Source organism: Sphingopyxis sp. LC363 (genome assembly GCF_000756385.1).
In the GTDB taxonomy this organism is placed as follows: domain Bacteria; phylum Pseudomonadota; class Alphaproteobacteria; order Sphingomonadales; family Sphingomonadaceae; genus Sphingopyxis.
The window spans coordinates 36594-55843 of the sequence record NZ_JNFC01000023.1; the positions used below are offsets into that span (position 1 = coordinate 36594).

Annotated in this window: 18 protein-coding genes; 13 read left to right on the top strand and 5 right to left on the bottom strand. The window is 65.4% G+C overall.

Annotated features, from left to right (window positions below):
• Positions 1-83 precede the first annotated feature (83 nt).
• The 5 genes from cysD to FG95_RS09840 all read left to right on the top strand — a co-directional run bounded on the left by cysD (position 84) and on the right by FG95_RS09840 (position 5723).
• Positions 84-935, top strand: a complete 852-nt coding sequence (cysD, locus tag FG95_RS09820) for a sulfate adenylyltransferase subunit CysD (protein ID WP_052182283.1) — start codon at positions 84-86, stop codon at positions 933-935.
• Positions 935-2836: a sulfate adenylyltransferase subunit CysN gene (gene cysN / locus FG95_RS09825; protein ID WP_037555586.1), complete on the top strand. Its 1902-nt coding sequence runs from the start codon at positions 935-937 to the stop codon at positions 2834-2836. Before cysD ends, cysN begins: the two co-directional genes overlap by 1 nt.
• Before the next feature lie 9 nt (positions 2837-2845).
• Complete coding sequence (locus FG95_RS09830) at positions 2846-3592, top strand: 3'(2'),5'-bisphosphate nucleotidase CysQ (RefSeq protein ID WP_037555587.1); 747 nt, start codon at positions 2846-2848, stop codon at positions 3590-3592.
• A 114-nt stretch (positions 3593-3706) separates the two neighbouring features.
• Positions 3707-4465, top strand: coding sequence for an SDR family oxidoreductase (locus FG95_RS09835; protein WP_037555588.1), 759 nt, complete (start codon positions 3707-3709; stop codon positions 4463-4465).
• A gap of 118 nt (positions 4466-4583) precedes the next feature.
• On the top strand, positions 4584-5723 hold the full coding sequence (locus FG95_RS09840; protein WP_081933097.1) for a zinc-binding dehydrogenase: 1140 nt from the start codon (positions 4584-4586) through the stop codon (positions 5721-5723).
• A gap of 277 nt (positions 5724-6000) precedes the next feature.
• On the opposite strand, the gene FG95_RS09845 is transcribed toward FG95_RS09840, so the two are convergent.
• Entirely contained in the window at positions 6001-6720 is a 720-nt protein-coding gene (locus tag FG95_RS09845) for an SDR family oxidoreductase (protein WP_037555590.1), read from the bottom strand.
• 68 nt (positions 6721-6788) lie between these two features.
• Between FG95_RS09845 and uvrC the strand changes: the two genes are divergently transcribed.
• The 7 genes from uvrC (at position 6789) to FG95_RS09880 (ending at position 13584) form a co-directional block, all read left to right on the top strand.
• Positions 6789-8720 (top strand): excinuclease ABC subunit UvrC, encoded by a 1932-nt coding sequence (uvrC, locus tag FG95_RS09850; protein ID WP_037555591.1) that lies wholly within the window; start codon positions 6789-6791, stop codon positions 8718-8720.
• A gap of 111 nt (positions 8721-8831) precedes the next feature.
• Positions 8832-9224 carry a PaaI family thioesterase gene (locus FG95_RS09855; protein ID WP_037555592.1) on the top strand — a complete coding sequence of 131 codons (393 nt, stop codon included), beginning with the start codon at positions 8832-8834 and terminating at the stop codon, positions 9222-9224.
• Positions 9212-9949, top strand: a complete 738-nt coding sequence (gene recO, locus FG95_RS09860) for a DNA repair protein RecO (protein ID WP_037555594.1) — start codon at positions 9212-9214, stop codon at positions 9947-9949. The genes FG95_RS09855 and recO overlap by 13 nt, the downstream gene beginning before the upstream one ends.
• A 164-nt stretch (positions 9950-10113) precedes the next feature.
• Complete coding sequence (gene leuB, locus FG95_RS09865) at positions 10114-11160, top strand: 3-isopropylmalate dehydrogenase (protein ID WP_037555597.1); 1047 nt, start codon at positions 10114-10116, stop codon at positions 11158-11160.
• 5 nt (positions 11161-11165) lie between these two features.
• On the top strand, positions 11166-12374 hold the full coding sequence (locus FG95_RS09870; RefSeq protein WP_037555598.1) for a trans-sulfuration enzyme family protein: 1209 nt from the start codon (positions 11166-11168) through the stop codon (positions 12372-12374).
• Positions 12375-12391: 17 nt separating this feature from the next.
• Positions 12392-12793: a Co2+/Mg2+ efflux protein ApaG gene (gene apaG, locus FG95_RS09875; RefSeq protein ID WP_037555790.1), complete on the top strand. Its 402-nt coding sequence runs from the start codon at positions 12392-12394 to the stop codon at positions 12791-12793.
• Positions 12790-13584 carry a LysR family transcriptional regulator gene (locus FG95_RS09880; protein WP_037555599.1) on the top strand — a complete coding sequence of 265 codons (795 nt, stop codon included), beginning with the start codon at positions 12790-12792 and terminating at the stop codon, positions 13582-13584. The genes apaG and FG95_RS09880 overlap by 4 nt, the downstream gene beginning before the upstream one ends.
• A 29-nt stretch (positions 13585-13613) precedes the next feature.
• Here FG95_RS09880 and FG95_RS09885 read toward each other — a convergent pair whose 3' ends face one another.
• The 4 genes from FG95_RS09885 to parE all read right to left on the bottom strand — a co-directional run bounded on the left by FG95_RS09885 (position 13614) and on the right by parE (position 18100).
• Positions 13614-14930, bottom strand: a complete 1317-nt coding sequence (locus FG95_RS09885) for a class A beta-lactamase-related serine hydrolase (protein ID WP_235211523.1) — start codon at positions 14928-14930, stop codon at positions 13614-13616.
• Positions 14927-15517, bottom strand: coding sequence for a hypothetical protein (locus FG95_RS09890; RefSeq protein ID WP_037555601.1), 591 nt, complete (start codon positions 15515-15517; stop codon positions 14927-14929). Before FG95_RS09890 ends, FG95_RS09885 begins: the two co-directional genes overlap by 4 nt.
• Positions 15514-16038, bottom strand: coding sequence for an RNA polymerase sigma factor (locus FG95_RS09895; protein ID WP_200880181.1), 525 nt, complete (start codon positions 16036-16038; stop codon positions 15514-15516). The genes FG95_RS09890 and FG95_RS09895 overlap by 4 nt, the downstream gene beginning before the upstream one ends.
• Before the next feature lie 82 nt (positions 16039-16120).
• Complete coding sequence (gene parE / locus FG95_RS09900) at positions 16121-18100, bottom strand: DNA topoisomerase IV subunit B (protein ID WP_037555793.1); 1980 nt, start codon at positions 18098-18100, stop codon at positions 16121-16123.
• 171 nt (positions 18101-18271) lie between these two features.
• Here parE and FG95_RS09905 point away from each other — a divergent pair, with 171 nt between their 5' ends.
• Entirely contained in the window at positions 18272-19105 is an 834-nt protein-coding gene (locus FG95_RS09905) for an outer membrane protein (protein ID WP_037555603.1), read from the top strand.
• Positions 19106-19250: the final 145 nt, after the last annotated feature.

A 19250-nucleotide genomic window follows, 5' to 3' on the forward strand; every position in this document is an offset into this window, starting at 1 on the left:
ACGGCGGAAGTGTGAGGAGACGAAGTTTGTTGTCGTCCGAGTTGACGCATCTCGACCGGCTCGAGGCCGAGAGCATCCATATCATGCGCGAAGTGATGGCCGATGCCACCAAGCCCGTGATGCTCTACAGCGTCGGCAAGGACAGCGCGGTGATGCTCCATCTCGCGCGCAAGGCCTTTTATCCCTCGCCGCCGCCGTTCCCGTTGCTCCACGTCGACACGACGTGGAAGTTCCAGGCGATGTATGAGCTGCGCGACCGCATGGCCGCCGAGAGCGGTATGGAACTCATCGTCTACCAGAACCCCGAAGCAAAGGCGCGCGGGATCAATCCGTTCGACCATGGTCCGCTCCACACCGACATGTGGAAGACCGAGGGGCTGAAGCAAGCGCTCGATCTCCACGGCTTCGACGTCGCCTTCGGCGGCGCGCGCCGCGACGAAGAAAAGAGCCGCGCCAAGGAGCGCATCTTCTCCTTCCGCACCGCGAGCCACGGCTGGGATCCCAAGAAGCAACGCCCCGAGCTCTGGAACCTCTACAATGCGCGCAAGGCGAAGGGCGAAAGCATCCGCGTATTCCCGATCTCGAACTGGACCGAGCTCGACATCTGGCAATATATCGCGCGCGAGAATATCCCGATCGTGCCGCTCTATTTCGCCGCGCCGCGTCCGACGGTCGAGCGTGACGGCTTGCTGCTGATGGTCGACGACGATCGCTTCCCGCTCAAGGACGGCGAAGTGCCCGTCGAACGCTCGGTGCGCTTTCGCACCCTCGGCTGTTATCCGCTCACCGGCGCGGTCGAGAGCGAGGCCCGCACACTGTCCGAAGTGATCCAGGAAATGCTCCTGACCACCACGAGTGAACGGCAGGGCCGCATCATCGACAAGGATGGCGGCGACGCCAGCATGGAGAAGAAGAAGCAGGAGGGGTATTTCTGATGACCGATCCTGTTTACGTCACCGACGCGCTGATCGCCGAGGACATCGACGCTTATCTGGCGGGCCACGAAAAGAAGTCGCTGCTGCGGTTCATCACCTGCGGCTCGGTCGACGACGGCAAGTCGACGCTGATCGGGCGCCTGCTCTATGACTCGAAGATGATCTTCGAGGATCAGCTCGCCGCGCTCGAAGCCGACAGCAAGCGCGTCGGCACGCAGGGGCAGGAGATCGATTTCGCGCTGCTCGTCGACGGCCTCGCCGCCGAGCGCGAGCAGGGGATCACGATCGACGTCGCGTATCGCTTTTTCACGACCGAGAAGCGCAAGTTCATCGTCGCCGACACTCCTGGGCACGAACAATATACGCGAAACATGGTCACCGGCGCCTCGACCGCCGACCTCGCCGTGATCCTGATCGACGCGCGCAAGGGCGTCCTCACGCAGACGCGCCGCCACAGCTTCCTCGCGCACCTGATCGGCATCAAGCATATCATACTCGCGGTGAACAAGATGGACCTTGTCGATTATGACAAGGCGGTGTTCGACCGCATCACGCTGGCGTACCGCGCCTTCGCGAGCGAGATCGGCATCACCAATTTCACCGCGATCCCGATCTCGGGCTTCAAGGGCGACAATATCACCGCGCTCTCGGACAATACGCCGTGGTTCAAGGGGCCGGCGCTGATCGAGCATCTCGAAAATGTGGAGGTCGGCAGCGCCGCCGATGAAGCGAAGCCGTTCCGTTTGCCGGTCCAGTGGGTCAACCGCCCGAACCTCGATTTCCGCGGCTTCTCTGGCCAACTCGCGAGCGGCCGGGTCAGGCCCGGCGATGCCGTACGCATTCTGCCGAGCGGCAAGACCACGACGGTCGACCGCATCGTCACCCTCGACGGCGACCTCGATCAAGCCGTGGCGGGCCAGTCGGTGACGCTGACCCTCGCCGACGAAGTCGATTGCTCGCGCGGCGACGTCATCGCCGCCGCCGATGCGCCGCCCGAGGCGGCGGACCAGTTCGAGGCGACGCTCGTCTGGATGGCCGACGAGGCGATGATCGCGGGCCGCGCCTATTGGCTCAAGCTCGCGACGCAGAGCGTTTCGGCGACGGTGCAGGCGCCGAAATATGAGATCAACGTCAACACGCTCGATCATCTCGCGGCAAAGACGCTCGAACTCAACGGCATCGGCGTTGTCGAACTGTCGACCGACAAGCCGATCACCTTCGAGGCCTATGCCGACAACCGCACGCTCGGTGGTTTCATCCTGATCGACAAGCTGACCAACGCCACGGTGGCGGCGGGCATGCTGCACTTCAGCCTCCGCCGCGCGCAGAATGTTCATTGGCAGGCGACCGACATCGACCGAGACATGCGCGCGAACCTCAAGAACCAGCGCCCCGCGCTGCTCTGGTTCACCGGCCTGTCGGGGTCGGGCAAGTCGACGATTGCGAACCTCGTCGAGAAGAAGCTGCACCGCATGAACCGGCACAGCTTCCTGCTCGACGGCGACAATGTCCGGCACGGGCTCAACCGCGACCTCGGCTTTACTGAGGCCGACCGGATCGAGAATATCCGCCGCGTCGGCGAGGTTGCGAAGCTGATGAGCGATGCGGGGCTGATCGTCATCACCGCCTTCATCTCGCCCTTCCGCGCCGAACGCGAAATGGTGCGCGGCATGTTGCCCGAAGGCGAGTTCCTCGAAATCTTCATCGACACCCCGCTCGCCGAGGCCGAGAAGCGCGACGTGAAGGGCCTCTACAAAAAGGCGCGCGCGGGCCAGCTCAAGAATTTCACCGGCATCGACAGCCCCTATGAGGCACCCGAGAATCCCGAAATTCGTATCGACACGACCGCGATGACGCCCGAAGAGGCGGCGGACCTGATCATCGATCGGCTACTGGGTTAAGGGGGACGCGTGGGAGAGAGCGACGAACAACTCGCCGAGCGGTTGGCGACGGCCGCGGGCCGCATCCTGCTCGACCTGCGTGCAAAGGGCGAGCTCGAGGGCAAGGCGCTCGGAAAAGCGGGCGACGAGCAGGCGAATGCGCTGCTCTGCCGCGAGATTCGCGCCGCACGTCCCGACGATGCGCTTTTGTCCGAAGAGGAAAAGGACAATATCGCGCGTTGCGGGCAACGCCGCGTCTGGATCGTCGATCCGCTCGACGGCACGCGCGAATATGGCGAGGGCCGCGACGATTGGGCAGTGCATGTTGCGCTCGCGGTAGATGGCATCGCGGCGGTCGGCGCGGTTGCGCTCCCGGGGCTCGGGCTGACGCTGACGTCGGCTGCTCCCGTATCACTCCAGCCCGCGAACCAGCCGCTCAAAATGCTCGTCAGCCGGACGCGTCCCGCGGCGGAAGCGGTGTTTGTCGCCGACAGGCTTGGCGCCGAACTGCTCGCGATGGGGTCGGCGGGGGCCAAGGCGATGGCGGTCGTGCGCGGCGAAGCCGATATCTACCTCCACACCGGCGGCCAATATGAATGGGACAATTGCGCGCCCGTCGCCGTCGCGCAGGCCGCGGGCCTGCACGTCAGCCGCGTCGACGGCTCGCCGATCCGTTACAATAATCCCGATACCTACCTGCCCGACCTGCTGATCTGCCGTAAGGAACTGGCGACCGGCGTGCTGCGCCTCGCCGCGGAATATTCTCCCGCGGGCTAGCGCCGGGCGTCGCTGCCCTGTTTCGGCGAAAGGCGATTTGAGCGCAAGAATCGGGTCGCCGCGCTCTCCGCCGCGTCCATAGACCGCCATGACCAATGTCAGGAAAGGCACGTCATGGAACTCGAAAACAAGACCATCATCGTCACCGGCGCGAGCAGCGGGATCGGTGCGGCGGCGGCCAAGCTGTTCGCATCCGAAGGGGCGAATCTGGTGCTCGGCGCGCGTCGCGGCGCCGAACTCGAGGCCCTTGCAGCGTCGATTAACAAAGCCGACGACCGGGCGGTGTTCCTCGCCGGCGACGTGAGGGACGCGGGATATGCCGCGGCGCTCGTCGATCTTGCTGGAAAGGCGTTCGGCGGACTGGACGGCGCGTTCAACAATGCCGGTATCGTAGGCGAAATGCAGCCCGTCCCCGATATGGCCATCGACAACTGGACCGATGTGATGTCGGTCAATCTGACGGCCGCCTTTCTGGCGGCCAAGGCGCAGATACCGGCGATGAAGGCGCGCGGGCGGGGCTCGATCGTCTTCACCTCGTCCTTCGTGGGCTTCAGCAACGGCGGGATGCCGGGCATGGGCGCCTATGCGGCATCCAAGGCGGGACTGATCGGTTTGGCCCGGTCGCTGGCATCGGACCATGCCGCCGAGGGCATCAGGGTCAATGCGCTGTTGCCCGGCGGCACGATCACGCCGGCCGGGGGCGAAGGGGACCCGGCGGCTCTGGAGTTTATCGCCGGATTGCACCCGATGAAACGGATGGCGGCGCCCGTCGAGATCGCGCAGGCGGCGCTGTTCCTTCTGTCCGATCGGTCGAGCTTCATGACGGGAAGCCCGATGATCGCCGATGGCGGGATCTCGGTGCGGTTGGTGTGAGGGCGGCACGGCCGGGATGCGGGCAATCGTCCGCCGCATTTTTCGCGGCGGCGATTGCCAGCGTGATCATGGTGCCCTATTTCGGTTTCATCGAGAAACCGAACACGGGAGACGCATGTTGACCGACCTGCCTGAAACCAACCTCACCATGCTGACGCTCGTGAAGCCCGAAGGACAGCTCGAAGTATCGCTCGAGCGTCGTCCGATGCCGGTGCCGAAGCCGCACGAAGTGCTGGTGAAGGTCCTCGCCGCACCGATCAACCCGTCGGATCTTGGCCTGCTGTTCGGCGGCGCCGACATGTCGACCGCGCGCGCATCGACACGCGACGGCCTGCCCGTCATCACCGCCGATGTCCCGCCCGCCGGGATGCGCGCGATGGGCGGCCGTATCGGTGACGCGCTCGCGATCGGCAACGAAGGATGCGGCACCGTCGTCGCGGCGGGGGATTCGCCCGAAGCGCAAGCGCTGCTCGGCAAGACCGTCGCGCTGCTTGGCGGCGAGATGTACGCCGAATATCGCTGCCTGCCGGTGCAGATGGTAATGCCGCTGCCCGACGGCACCGACCCCGCCGACGGTGCCTCCTGCTTCGTCAATCCGCTGACCAGCCTCGCGTTCACCGAGACGATGCGGATGGAGAACCACAGCGCGATCGTCCACACCGCCGCGGCGTCGAACCTCGGCCAGATGCTCGTCAAGATTTGCGCAAAGGACGGCATCCCGCTCGTCAACATCGTGCGCAGCGACGCGCAGGTCGAAATTTTGAAGGGCATCGGCGCCAAATATATCGTCAACAGCAGCGCCGACGATTTCATGGATCGGCTGATCGACGCGATCGTCGAGACGGGCGCAACGCTCGGTTTCGACGCGACCGGCGGCGGCAAGCTCGCGGGGCAGATCCTGACCGCGATGGAAGCCGCCGCGGTCAAGCGGATGACGAGCTACAGCCGCTATGGCTCGGACACGTTCAAGCAGGTTTATATCTACGGCGCGCTCGACCTGTCGCCGACGACCTTCTCGGCGCGGAGCTTCGGCCTGACATGGGCGCTCGGCGGTTTCCTGCTGACGCCTTTCATGGCGAAGGCGGGGCCGGAAGTTGTCGGACGGATGCGCAAACGGGTGGTCGATGAACTTACGACGACGTTCAAGAGCCATTACAGCCATGAAGTGTCGCTGACTGAGGCGCTAAACCTCGATACGGCTCAGGCTTACAATGCGAAGCGCACGGGCGAGAAATATCTGATCAAGCCGCACGGCTAGTGGCGGCTGGCGACCGGTTGCGGCCGCTCGATCCTCCCCATCGCGAAGCGCTGGGGAGGGGGAGTGTTGGGTCGTCCAGTCCCCCGGACTGGACTTGGATTGCCGGGGGCAATCCAACCCTACACTCCGCGAAGCGGTGGTGGAGGGGGCTGGCCTTGCATCGACGCCTGACGGCGTCGACCCCTCCGTCAGCCTGCGGGCTGCCACCTCCCCATTGCTGCGCAAAGGGGAGGATCTGGACGACAGCTTCCCACCCCAAAACAGACGCTGAGCCGCCTCAAAACCGGATCATGATCCGCCGCGCGAGCGCGGGCGAGATGCTGTGAACCAGCTGGAGCAGCTTCACCATCCCGGCGTTGACCTCGCTCTTGCCGGTGCGGATGCCACGGACGATTTCGGCGGCGCAGTCATGCGCGTTCATCTTCCTGCCCGCGCGGCCGGCGGTCATGTTCGTTTCGACCACCGGGGGCAGCGCCTCGATCACCCGAACATTGCTGTCCTTCAGCATATGGCGGATCGCCTGCGTATAGCTGCGCAGCCCCGCCTTGGTCGCGCAATAGACCGAACCGCCCGCGCGCGGCGCGATCGCGAGGCCGGAGGTGACGTTGACGATCGCGGCTTCGGGCTGCGCGCGAAGCACCGGCAGCAACCGGGTGCACAACGCGATCGGCGCATCGAGGTTGGTGCGGATGCAATGCGCCGCACTGTCCAGCGTTTCGGGCCGGTCCAGTTCATATTCGCTGCCGACCCCGGCATTGTTGACGAGCAGCGCGAGCGGCTTGCCCGCCACGCCCTCGACGACCGCATCGACCCCCGCCGGCGTCGAGAGATCGCCCGCGATCGTTCCGAATCCGAGGCCTGCCATCGCCCGCAATTTTTCCGCCGACCGCCCCGTGACGATAACGTCGGCGCCCGCGCCCTGCAATTGCAGGGCGATCTCGCGCCCGATGCCGTCGCTGCCGCCCGTAACGAGAGCCAGTTTGCCGCGTAATTCCATAAGACCCCTCCCATGTTTTACCTCGCCCACTATGGCGGGTCGCATCGCCATCGCCTACATGCAAAATCATGGCCCGCCCGAATGCTCCCGACCGATTCAACGAAGAAAAAGCGACCTATGTGATCCGCGGCGACGCGGAGGGCGACCAGCCCGACCTCGAACGCGGCGCCGAGGCGATCCGCAGCGTCGTGCGCAAGCTGCCGACGCGCCCCGGCGTCTATCGCATGCTCGATGCGCGCGGCGACGTGCTCTATGTAGGGAAGGCGCGCGCGCTCAAGAATCGCGTCACCAATTACACGCAGGTCGCGCGACTGCCGCAGCGGCTCCAGCGCATGGTGTCGCAGACGCGCGCGATGGAGATTGTCACGACGGTCAGCGAGGCCGAGGCGCTGCTGCTCGAAGCGCAGCTGATCAAGCGTTACCGCCCGCCTTACAATGTACTGCTGCGCGACGACAAAAGCTTCCCCTTCATCCTGCTGCGCACCGACCATGATTTTCCGCGCGTCCAGAAACATCGCGGCGCGCGGCGTGCGAAGGGCCGTTATTATGGTCCGTTCGCGAGCGCGGGGTCGGTGGGCCAGACGCTCAATGCGCTGCAGAAAACCTTTCTGCTCCGCAGTTGCACCGACAGCTTCTTCGCCAACCGCTCGCGGCCGTGTTTGCTCTATCAGATCAAGCGGTGCAGCGCGCCGTGCGTCGACCGCATCTCGAAGGAGGATTATGCCGGGCTGGTGAGCGACGCGCAGGATTTCCTCGAAGGGCGTTCGACCGCGGTGCAGAAAAGGCTGGGCGCGGCGATGACGCAGGCGGCCGAGGCAATGGATTATGAGCAGGCAGCGGTGATCCGCGACCGGCTGAAGTCGTTGACCTTCATCCAGGGCAGCCAGTCGGTCCACGCGGACGGGCTCGGCGACGCCGATGTGTTCGCGCTCGCGGCGAAGGGCGGGCAGCTGTGCATCGCGGGCTTCTTCATCCGCGGCGGCCAAAATTGGGGGCACCGCAGCTTTTTTCCCGCGCATGTCGCGGGCGTGCCCGAGAGCGAGGTGATGGCAAGCTTCCTGATGCAATTCTACGAAGGGGTGCCGCCGCCGAAGACGATCCTCGTCGACCGCGAGCCCGACGAATGCGCGCTGCTCGCCGAAGCGCTGGGCGAGAGCGCGAACCGGAGGGTCGAAATCAGCGTGCCGCAGCGCGGCAACCGCCGCCGCCTGCTCGAACAGGCGGTGCGCAATGCCGGCGAGGAACTCGACCGGCGCCTCGCCGAAAGCAGCAGCCAGGCAAAGCTCGGGCGCGAATTGGCCGAGCTGTTCGACCTTGAAAATCCGCCGCGGCGAATCGAGATTTACGATAACAGCCATATCCAGGGGACCAATGCGCTCGGCGCGATGGTCGTCGCGGGCCCCGAGGGCTGGATCAAGGGCGCCTATCGCAAGTTCAACATCAAGCGGCCCGAAACGCAGCCGGGTGACGATTTCGCGATGATGCGCGAAGTGTTCCAGCGCCGCTTCGCGCGCGCGATCGAGGAAGATCCCGAGCGGACGAAGGGCGAATGGCCCGACCTTGTGCTGATCGACGGCGGCAAGGGGCAGGTCTCGGCGGCGGGCGCGGTGCTCGCCGAACTCGGCATCGACGACCTCACTTATGTCGGCGTAGCCAAGGGCCCCGACCGCAATGCCGGACGCGAAACCTTTTATCACCCCGACGGGCGCGAATTCACGCTCCCGCCGAACAATGCCGTGCTCTTCTATATCCAGCGGCTGCGCGACGAGGCGCACCGCTTCGCGATCGGCGCCCATCGGCAGAAGCGCGCGAAGGCGATGGGATCGTCGCCGCTCGACGAGGTTCCGGGCATCGGCCCCGCGCGCAAGAAGGCGCTGCTGATGCACTTCGGCACCGCACGCGCGGTGCGCGGCGCGAGCCTCGAGGATTTGCGCAAGGCGCCGGGCGTCAGCGCCGCGGTCGCGCAGGCGGTGCATGATTTCTATCATGCGGGACGGTGAGCATTACGCCATTCGTCATCCCGGCGAAGGCCGGGATCTCGCCTTATCGCCATAGCGCACCGGTGAGACCCCGGCCTTCGCCGGGGTGACGAAGTAAGAGAGGAGGACATAATGGATTTCGCCGCCACCATGCCGCTTGCGGGAACGCTGGGGGTCACGATCGACGAAGGCAGCAAGGATCGCGTCGCGGGCAAGCTGCCCGTGCGGCCCGAAATCTGCACCGCAGGCGGGATCGTCCATGGCGGGGCGATCATGGCCTTTGCCGATTGCCTCGGTGCCGTCGGCGCGTTTCTGACTTTGCCCGAGGGCGCGAGCGGCACGACGACGATCGAGAGCAAGACCAATTTTCTCGGCGGCGGGCCCGTCGGCACGACGCTCGTCGGCGAAGCGACCCCGGTGAAGATCGGCAAGCGGCTGTCGGTGTGGCAGACGCGTATCCGCACCGAGGCGGGCGCCGAGGTCGCGCTGGTGACGCAGACGCAGATGGTGCTTTGGCAAGCCTGACCGCCGATGCCATCGTCTGCGCGGTGCGAGCGCACGGCGAGCATGGCGCGATCCTGCGCGCGCTGACGGCGGAAGCGGGGCTGGTCGCGGGCTATGTTCGCGGCGGACGCTCGCGGCGGCTCCGCCCGATCCTGATGCCCGGCAATCTGGTGGCGCTCGAATTGCGCGCGCGGACCGAGGAGCAGCTTGGCGGCGCGACGGTCGAACTGCTCGAAAGCCGCGCGCCGCTGCTCGCCGAGCCGCTCGCGGCGGCCGCCATCGACTGGGTGACGAGCCTGACCGCGGCGACCTTGCCCGAAAACCAGCCCTATCCCGCGCTCTATTCGGCGCTGGGCGCGGTGCTCGACGCGATCGGCGTCGCCCCGTCGGCGCGCATGTGGGCCGCGGCGCTGGCACGGTACGAGCTGCTGCTACTCGCCGAACTGGGCTTCGGCCTCAACCTCGAAGATTGTGTGGTGACGGGGGCTGTTTCCGATCTCGCCTTTGTCAGCCCCAAGTCGGGCGGCGCGGTCAGCGCCAGCGCCGCCGCCGGATATGAGGAACACCTGTTTCGCCTGCCGCCCTTTCTGCGCGGACAGGACGCGGCGCCCGCGATGAGCGCGGTGCTCGACGGCCTCGTCATTACCCGCCACTTCCTCGATCGCGACGTCCTCGACGGACGCAACCGTGACTTGCTGACCGCAAGGGAAAGATTGATCGGCCGGCTGGGCAGGGCGGTTGCGTGACGCGCCGCCGCTGTCTAGAGCGGCACCGTCAAACCAAGGCTATCCGCCCTTTCCGTTTGTGCTGAGCTTGTCGAAGCACCGTCCTTCTTTCGACGGCGCCGAAGAGAAGAGCGGCCCTTCGACAAGCTCAGGGCGAACGGCGTATTTGGACGGAAGGTCAAAAGTTGAAAATCCTGCTGCTGGCTGGCGACGGTATCGGTCCGGAAATCATGGCGGAGGCCGAAAAGGTCCTTGCCGCGCTCGCGCTTCCCGTGACGCTCGACCGCGCGCTCGTCGGCGGTGCGGCGTATGAAGCCACGGGCCACCCGTTGCCGCCCGAAACGCTCGCGAAGGCGAAAGCCGCCGATGCGTTGCTGTTCGGCGCGGTCGGCGACCCGCGTTTCGACACTGTCGAGCGCCACCTGCGCCCCGAACAGGCGATCCTCGGCCTGCGCGCCGAGCTCGGCCTCTTCGCCAATCTGCGTCCCGCCAAGCTGTTCGCTGGGCTCGAAGACAGCTCGGCGCTGCGTCCCGAGGTCGCGTCGGCGATCGACCTCTTGATCGTCCGCGAGCTCAACGGCGACGTCTATTTCGGCGAAAAGGGCATGCGCACGACGGCGAGCGGCGAGCGCGAAGGCTATGACGTAATGTCGTACAGCGAGAGCGAAGTGCGGCGCATCGCGCATGTCGCCTTCCGCGCGGCGCAGGGCCGCGCGAAGCGGCTCTGCTCGGTCGACAAGGCGAATGTGCTCGAAACCTCGCAGCTGTGGCGCGATGTGGTGATCGAGGTCGCGAAGGAATATCCCGACGTCGCGCTCAGCCATATGTATGTCGACAATGCCGCGATGCAGCTCGTGCGCAATCCGGGCCAGTTCGACGTCGTCGTCACCGGCAATCTGTTCGGCGATATCCTGTCCGATCAGGCGTCGATGTGCGTCGGGTCGATCGGCCTGCTCGCGTCGGCGTCGCTGAGCGACGGCAAGCTCGGATTGTACGAGCCGATCCACGGCAGCGCGCCCGATATCGCAGGCAAGGGCGTTGCCAATCCGCTGGCGATGATCCTGAGCCTTGCGATGCTGCTGCGCCATTCGGGCGGCGACGAGGCGAGCGCGGCGCGGACCGAGGCGGCGGTGGCGAAGGTGCTGGCTGGCGGCGCGCGCGGTGCGGATCTGGGGGGCAATATGGGAACGGCGGCCTTGGGCGATGCGGTTGTTTCGGCTTTGAACGGATAGATGAGATGAAAAAGACGACGGGTTTCGACCGCAGCAAGACGAAGACCTGGCATCCCGCGACGCAGGCGGTGCGCGGCGGCACCTGGCGCAGCGAGCATGGCGAAACGTCGGAGGCGCTCTTTCTGACCTCGGGCTACACCTATGAGAGCGCCGAGGAAGTCGCGGCGCGCTTCGCGGGCGAAGAACAGGGCATGACCTATTCGCGCCTCCAGAACCCGACGGTCGCGATGCTCGAGGAGCGCATCGCGCTGATGGAAGGCGCCGAGGCGTGCCGGACGCAGGCGACCGGCATGGCGGCGATGACGACCGCGCTGCTGTGTCAATTGTCGGCGGGCGATCATATCGTCGCCGCAAAGGCCGCCTTCGGTTCATGCCGCTGGCTCGTCGACCATCTCTGTCCGCGCTTCGGGATCGAAACCACCGTCGTCGACGGCCGCGATAACGACGCGTGGGAAAAGGCGATCAAGCCGAACACCAAGGTCTTTTTCTTCGAAACCCCGGCGAACCCGACGATGGATATCGTCGACATGAAGCATGTCTGCGGCCTCGCGAAGGCGCACGGGATCACCACGGTCGTCGACAACGCCTTTGCGACGAGCGTGCTCCAGCGTCCGATGGATTTCGGCGCCGATGTCGTCGCTTATTCGGCGACCAAGCTGATGGAAGGGCAGGGGCGCGTGCTCGCGGGCGCCGTTTGCGGGACCGAGAAGTTCATCAACGATGTGCTGCTGCCGTTCCAGCGCAACACCGGCCCCAATCTGTCGCCGTTCAACGCGTGGGTCGTGCTCAAGGGCCTCGAAACGCTCGACCTGCGCGCACGGCGCCAGTCGGAAAATGCACTCGCGGTCGGCAAGGCGATCGAGGGGCGCGTCGCACGCATGCTGCATCCGGGACTCGCCAGCCACCCGCAGCATAATCTGGCGATGAGCCAGTCGAGCGCGTGCGGACCGATTTTTTCCTTCGTACTCGATGGCGGCCGCGAACAGGCTATGGCCTTCCTCAACGCGCTCGAACTCGTCGACATCAGCAACAATATCGGCGATTCGCGCAGCCTTTGCTGTCACCCTTGGTCGACGACGCATTATGGCGTCAGCGAAGAAGCGCGCATCGATATGGGTGTCGTCGAGGGTATGCTACGCATCAATATCGGGCTCGAGGATCCGCGCGATGTCATCGCCGACCTCGACCAGGCATTGACCAAGGTCGGGCTTTAGGCGAATCTGCCATGGAAATGATCGACTCCTTCTTCCCCTTTTCGGCGACCACCGGGTCGATCACCGTGCGCGTCGCGGTCAGCTATCTGCCCGAACAATCGCACCCGGCGCTCGGGCGCTGGTTCTGGGCCTATCATGTCCGCATCGAGAATCATGGCGACGATGCGGTGCAGCTGATCAGTCGCCATTGGCGGATCAGCGACGGGCGCGGTCAGACCAGCGAAGTCGAAGGCGAGGGTGTCGTCGGCGAACAGCCGTTGATCGTGCCCGGCGGCGCCTATGATTATGTTTCGGGCTGCCCGCTGCCAACCCCCGAAGGGTCGATGGTCGGCAGCTATGCGATGGAGCTGGGCGACGGATCGCAGATGCTCGTCGCCATCCCGCATTTCCCGCTTCAGGCGCCCGCGACCGCGTCATGAAACGCACGCACCTGCCCCTCAACGCGCTCCGCGTCTTCGACGCCGCTGCCCGGCACCTGAGCTTCACGCGCGCCGCCGACGAACTGGCGGTGACCCCAGCCGCGGTCGGGCAACAGATTCGCGCGCTCGAGGATATGCTTGGCGTCGTGCTGTTCCGCCGCACGCCCAAGGGGCTGGAATTGACCGGCGAGGCCAACGCCGGGCTCGATGCGCTGCGTCAGGGCTTTTTGCAGTTTGAGGAATCGGTGCGCGCGATGCAGGCGGGGCAGTCGTCGCAGTCGCTGACGATCGCCGCGCCGCGCGATCTCACCGCGAAATGGCTCGCGCCGCGGCTCGCGCGCTACAGCCAGCAGGCGCCCGATGTGCGTTTCACCCTGGTGTCGGCCGATAGCGGGATCGATTTTACCGAAGCGAACCTCGACCTCGCGATCTTCTGGACCGACGGCGCGGGCGAACACGAAGGCGTGGCGCTTTCCGACCCGGTGATGGTGACCGTTGCGGGACCCGGCAGCGAAAGCGAAACGCGCATCGCATGGCCGGGCTGCCCCGCCGACGAAGGCGAGCCGGCGCTGCGGCTGGGCGACGCGGGGCTCGCGATCGACGCGGCGGCGAACGGGCTGGGGCAGGCGAACGTCCCCGCGATGCTCGCCGAGGCGGATATCGCCGCCGGACGCGTGCGGCTGGTCCGCGAGGCCTTTCCGGTGAAGCGCGGCTACTGGCTGGTCGCGCCGACGCCGCAATGGCGGCAGGCGAAGGTCAAGGCGCTGGTCGCCGCGCTGACGGCGGCCTGAATCCACTGAAACGACATAGGGATAGCTCGCTATTTCGCCGCGAGCGCCAGCATGCGCGTGACCAGCCCGACCATCCTGTCCGCGTCGAGATTGGCTTTCGGATCGTTCCAGCTCGCGGTCACCACGAACCATTTCCCGTCGGCCTTGCGCTCGCCGAGCAGGCTCATCGACAATACGCCGTTTTCCGAACCGCCCTTGTAGCCGAGATAGCGCCACGGTTGGGCCGCCGCCGGGCCGACGCCATTGTTGATTGCCAGCGCCGACATCGTCGGCGCGGAACCGCGCGCGCGCAGATCTACCATCGCGCGTGCGATGTCGTTCGGGCTCGCAAACCATTCGAGACTGTCGATAAATCGCGGTCCCTCGACGAAGCTCACGCCGTCGACGTTCGAGAGCGTGAGGCGGTTCTCGTTGCTCTCGATCAGCCGGCGCTGCGCCGCATCATCACCCTTGATAAAGAGCGGGCGCAGGTCGTTGAAATTATTGCCCTTGAGCGCGAACGCCTCGACCGTGGTCAGCAGGGGGATGTTGCGCGACGGCGCGCTGTGCCCCGCGCTCTTCATCCGCGCCTCGATGCGTTCGCGGCCGAGCAGGTGGATCAGCGTGTCGGTCGCGCCATTGTCGCTGACCGAGATCATCCAGTTGGCGAGCGTCTGGAGCGTAACCGGCGTACCCTTCGGCCAGTTCGCGGTGCCCGCCGACGAGAAGCTGAGGTGCGAGAGCGGCGCGACGTCGCTCCATTTCCGTGTCCCCGCCGCGATCTGGGCGGCGAGTTCGTCGAGGATATAGAGCTTGATCGTCGACCCCACAGCGAATTGCGTATCGGCATGCGCCGCCGCGAGTGGACGGATGGTGCCGCCGTCGAGCTCGGCCACCAGAAAACCGGTATTCCCCGGCAGTGCGGCGAATTCGGCGGCGATCTTGTCGAAACTGTCGTTCGCCATTTCGAAATTCGTGAAAACGAGCCCGAACACCTTCTCGTCCGGCCCGGCGCCGACCTCGAGCGAAAGCGTGCCGACGCCCCTTTCGAAACGCAGTTGCACGGTACCCGAGCGTCCGTTGGTCGAGGTCGCCTTTTCGACCGATATGGGCTGGCCATATTGTGCGATGAGGCTGGCGGTGATCGCGTCGAATTTTTCCTTGGGGACCGCTTTCTGGAACGCGGCATCGAAATAATCGGGGTAGGCGATCTTGCCGGTGAGCAGGTCGACGAGCTCTGCCGCGCGCCGCTCGAATGCGCGGCCCTGAGCCGGGACCACTTCGGGCGGCTGGATCGCATGGGCGGCCGACGGCGCGCCGGAAAGGGTGGCCGCGGCGAGCAGCGCCGGCATCAGCAAGCACTTCATTTCCCATCTCCTTCGGTTGGGGGCGATGCCGCGTCGAGCCGCTCGATCTGCCCGCGCAGCATGGCCGCCGCGCGCCGGTTGAGGATCCATACCCCGCCGAATACCAGCAACTGGAGCGCGACAACGAACAGGAATACGAGCGAGCCACCCATTCCGCTTGCCTTGGCCTGTCCGAGCATGAAGACCAGTAGGCCGGGTACGAAAGGCGCGAGATACCAGCGACCGACGCGGGCGAGTATATGTTCCTCGCGTATAAGCCGTTCGCGGTAATAGCCGCTGATGTCCTGCGCCTCGGCGTCGGGATCGGGCCGCGACGTGCGACGGGCGAGCTGCCACGCGACGACCATCGCGCCTGCGATGACGAGCAAGCTGCCGATCTTGATCAGCGGTTCGGCGAAGATCACGGCGTACAGGGCAAAGACGACTACCACTAGCGCGGTTGCGGCATATTCGCGTCGATTGCGGCGGCGTATGGCGTCGCCAAACCGTCCCGCCTGGCGCTTGATCTCTTCCAGCGCGAGCGGTTCGAAGGCGGGCTGGCTCTCGTGCCAGAGGGTATGGAGCCCTTTGTCGGAGAAATCGGTCATCTTGCGTCTCCGGCGCCGGCAAAGCGGCGTGTCAGCATGGATTTGAAGCGATGGACCTTGGTAGCGACCGTATCGGACGAAACGCCGGTGACCGCACCGATTTCCGCCGCGGCCACGCCTTCGAGATAGAGGAGCAATATCTGTCGATCGGGCGGATCGAGCCGCTCGATGATCGACAGGATCAGCGCCATGGCACGGTCGCTGTCGGCGCGCTCGAACGGGGTGGCGTCGGCATCGGCGATCTCGACATCCTCGATCGACGACCAGCCGCGTTGCGCGCGGCGCTTGTTCGCAAGCATGTGCGATGTCGCGCGATTGTGCGCGACGCGCCACACCCAGGTGCTGAGCGAGCAGCGGCCGTCGAAGGTGGCGAAACTCTGCCACAGCGCGACCTGCAATTCCTGTTCGAGGTCGCACCGCAGGTCGGCATCGGCTTCATAGCCGCGCGCGAGACGGGCGAGCGCGCCGCCGAAGCGGTCGATCGCTTCCGTAAAAAGCCGATCCTGATCCCCCTCGGCCACGCCGCTCTCCAATCTTTCGTGTCGCATACCCATTTAGTCGGGGGCGACGCGACTTTCTGACGGCGACGGGAAAATTTTCTCCTCAGGCGTCGATCGCCGCCTCGTCGAGCGTCGCGGCATTGGCCTGGATGAACTGGAATCGATGCTCGGGATGCTTGCCCATCAGGCGGTCGACCAGATCCTTGACCTGATGCCGTTCCTCATATTCCTGCGGCAGCGTGACGCGCAGCATCGACCGCGTCGCGGGGTCCATCGTCGTTTCTTTCAATTGGTTGGGGTTCATTTCTCCCAATCCTTTGAAGCGCCCGACCTCGACCTTCTTGCCCTTGAACGTCGTCGCTTCGAGCTCGGCGCGATGCGCGTCGTCGCGCGCATAGGCCGAGAGGTTGCCCGCCGTGAGGCGATAAAGCGGCGGCTGCGCGAGGTAGACATGCCCCTCGCGCACGATGTCGGGCATTTCCTGAAAGAAGAAGGTCATCAGCAAGGTCGCGATATGCGCGCCGTCGACGTCGGCATCGGTCATGATCACGATCTTCTCGTAGCGAAGGCGATCGGCGTCGCAATCCTTGCGCATCCCGCAGCCCAGCGCGAGCGCGAGGTCGGCGATTTCCTGATTGGCGCGGATCTTGTCGGCGCTGGCGCTCGCGACGTTCAATATCTTGCCGCGGATCGGCAGGATCGCCTGCGTCTTGCGGTCGCGCGCCTGCTTGGCGCTGCCGCCCGCGCTGTCGCCTTCGACGATAAATAATTCCGTGCCTTCGGGCCCGTCGTTCGCACAGTCCGTGAGCTTGCCGGGCAGGCGCAGCTTGCGGCCGCTCGTTGCGGTCTTGCGCTTCACCTCGCGCTCGGCCTTGCGCTTCAGCCGCTCGTCCATCCGGTCGAGAACGAGGCCGAGAAGCGCGCGCCCGCGGTCCATATTGTCCGACAGGAAATGGTCGAAATGATCGCGCACGGCATTTTCGGTAAGGCGCGCGGCCTCGGGGCTCGACAGCCGGTCCTTGGTCTGGCTCTGGAACTGCGGATCGCGGATGAACACCGACAGCATCATCTCGCCGCCGTTGAACACGTCCTCGGCGGTGATCTGCGCCGCTTTTTTCTGCCCGATCAGCTCGCCAAAGGCGCGCAAACCCTTGGTGAGCGCCGCGCGCAGCCCCGCTTCGTGCGTGCCGCCCGCGGGCGTGGGGATGGTGTTGCAATACCAGCTGTAAGAGCCATCGGACCACAGCGGCCAAGCGATCGCCCATTCGGCGCGGCCCTGTTCGCCCGGAAATTCCTGCCGCCCGACGAAAGGTTCGGCGGTCGCGCATTCGCGCGACCCGATCTGTTCCTTCAGATGATCGGCGAGGCCGCCGGGAAATTGGAACACCGCCTCGGCCGGCGTGTCGTCGCCGATCAGTTCGGGCGCGCATTTCCAGCGGATTTCGACGCCCGCGAACAGATAGGCCTTCGAGCGTGCCATGCGATAGAGGCGCTGCGGCTTGAAGCGGCCATGCTCGCCGAAGATTTCGGGATCGGGGACGAAGGAGACGCTGGTGCCGCGGCGATTGGGCGTCGGGCCCAGCTCTTCGAGCCCGCCGAGCGGGGTGCCGCGCGAAAAACGCTGGCGATAGAGTTGCTTGCTCCGCGCCACCTCGATCACCGTATCGGTCGACAGGGCATTGACGACGCTGACCCCGACGCCGTGAAGGCCGCCCGAGGTCGCATAGGCCTTGCCCTCGAACTTCCCGCCCGAATGGAGCATCGTCATGATGACTTCGAGTGCCGACTTGTCCGGGAATTTCGGATGCGGATCGACCGGCATGCCGCGTCCGTTGTCGACGACGGTCAGCCGGTTGCCGACGTCGAGGGTGATCTCGATGCGCGTCGCGTGGCCGGCGACGGCTTCGTCCATGCTGTTGTCGATGACCTCGGCGGCGAGGTGATGGAGCGCGCGTTCGTCGGTGCCGCCGATATACATGCCGGGACGCCGCCGGACGGGTTCGAGTCCCTCCAGCACCTCGATCTGCGAAGCATTGTAGCTGTCGGTGGCGGGGTTCGCGGCGTCGAACAAATCGTGACTCATGCTATGGCTATAAGGGGCGGGGAAGGGCGCTGGCAAGCGCGGTTTTGCGCCGCGCATACGCATCTTGCCGCGGGCTCGGCTCATCGCATTTCGACGAACGCAAGGAACTTTGGCGGACGCTGCCGGGTTGCACTGGCGACCGCAAGGTCATCAAAAAGTGGAGTAATAACAATGAAATTCGCAGCTCTCCTCGCCGTTTCGGCGGCTTCCATGTTCGCCGTTCCGGCCTTCGCGCAGGACAATCGCGACACGTCGCAGGACTTCGACGGTCCCTATATCTCGATCGGCGGCGGCGCGTCGCTTCAGGGAAGCGACCGCGGCGAAACCCTGATTTTCGATACCGATCAGGACGGCACTTATGGCGACCAGGTGACGACCGTGGGCGGCACCGATGCCTTCTCGCCGGGCTTCTGTAACGGCGCGGCCACCGGCACTGCCAATCTCGGCTGCCGCAACGACAAGGACGGCCCCGAATTCTTCGGGCGTCTCGGCTATGACAAGCGCATGGGCAATTTCGTGCTCGGTGCGGTCGTCGAGGGCGGTCACAGCGTCGCGCGCGACAGCGTCAGCGGCTTTTCGACGACGCCCGCGAGCTACACGATGAGCCGTGAGGCCGATTATCAGGCGAACGCCCGCCTGCGTGCCGGCTATACGCCGGGCGGCGGCGCGCTCTTCTATGTCACCGGCGGCGGCGCTTATGCCCGCCTCGACAACAAGTTCGTGACGAGCAACACCGCCAACAGCTTCGACGATAACGGCAAGACCAATGCGTGGGGCTATACCGTCGGCGGCGGTGCCGAGGTGATGGTGACGAACAATATCGGGCTCGGGCTCGAATATCTGTACACCGACGTCAAGGACAAGGATTATGTCGTGAACGTTGGGGCCGGCACCGCGCCTGCGACCAATCCGTTTCTGCTGAACGGCGGCGGGACCGATCTCCGCCGCAGCGACCCGAATTTCCAGACGCACAGCGTGCGCGGGACGTTGAGCTACCGCTTCTGACCTCTTGGGAGCGGAAAGGGAGGCGCCGGATCTTACGATCCGGCGCCTTTCGTTTGTCTAGCGCGTGATCGGGTTAGACTGAAACACGGCCTTCCTTGTCCCGTCATCCCGGCGAAGGCCGGGATCTGATCGCCTCGCCTTGGGG

Coding starts and splice junctions, on each gene's coding strand:
- cysD (WP_052182283.1), top strand. CDS start 84: ATGCGCGAAGTGATGGCCGATGCCACCAAGCCCGTGATGCTCTACAGC.
- cysN (WP_037555586.1), top strand. CDS start 935: ATGACCGATCCTGTTTACGTCACCGACGCGCTGATCGCCGAGGACATC.
- FG95_RS09835 (WP_037555588.1), top strand. CDS start 3,707: ATGGAACTCGAAAACAAGACCATCATCGTCACCGGCGCGAGCAGCGGG.
- FG95_RS09845 (WP_037555590.1), bottom strand. CDS start 6,720: ATGGAATTACGCGGCAAACTGGCTCTCGTTACGGGCGGCAGCGACGGC.
- uvrC (WP_037555591.1), top strand. CDS start 6,789: ATGGCCCGCCCGAATGCTCCCGACCGATTCAACGAAGAAAAAGCGACC.
- FG95_RS09855 (WP_037555592.1), top strand. CDS start 8,832: ATGGATTTCGCCGCCACCATGCCGCTTGCGGGAACGCTGGGGGTCACG.
- FG95_RS09870 (WP_037555598.1), top strand. CDS start 11,166: ATGAAAAAGACGACGGGTTTCGACCGCAGCAAGACGAAGACCTGGCAT.
- apaG (WP_037555790.1), top strand. CDS start 12,392: ATGATCGACTCCTTCTTCCCCTTTTCGGCGACCACCGGGTCGATCACC.
- FG95_RS09880 (WP_037555599.1), top strand. CDS start 12,790: ATGAAACGCACGCACCTGCCCCTCAACGCGCTCCGCGTCTTCGACGCC.
- FG95_RS09885 (WP_235211523.1), bottom strand. CDS start 14,930: ATGAAGTGCTTGCTGATGCCGGCGCTGCTCGCCGCGGCCACCCTTTCC.
- FG95_RS09890 (WP_037555601.1), bottom strand. CDS start 15,517: ATGACCGATTTCTCCGACAAAGGGCTCCATACCCTCTGGCACGAGAGC.
- parE (WP_037555793.1), bottom strand. CDS start 18,100: ATGAGTCACGATTTGTTCGACGCCGCGAACCCCGCCACCGACAGCTAC.
- FG95_RS09905 (WP_037555603.1), top strand. CDS start 18,272: ATGAAATTCGCAGCTCTCCTCGCCGTTTCGGCGGCTTCCATGTTCGCC.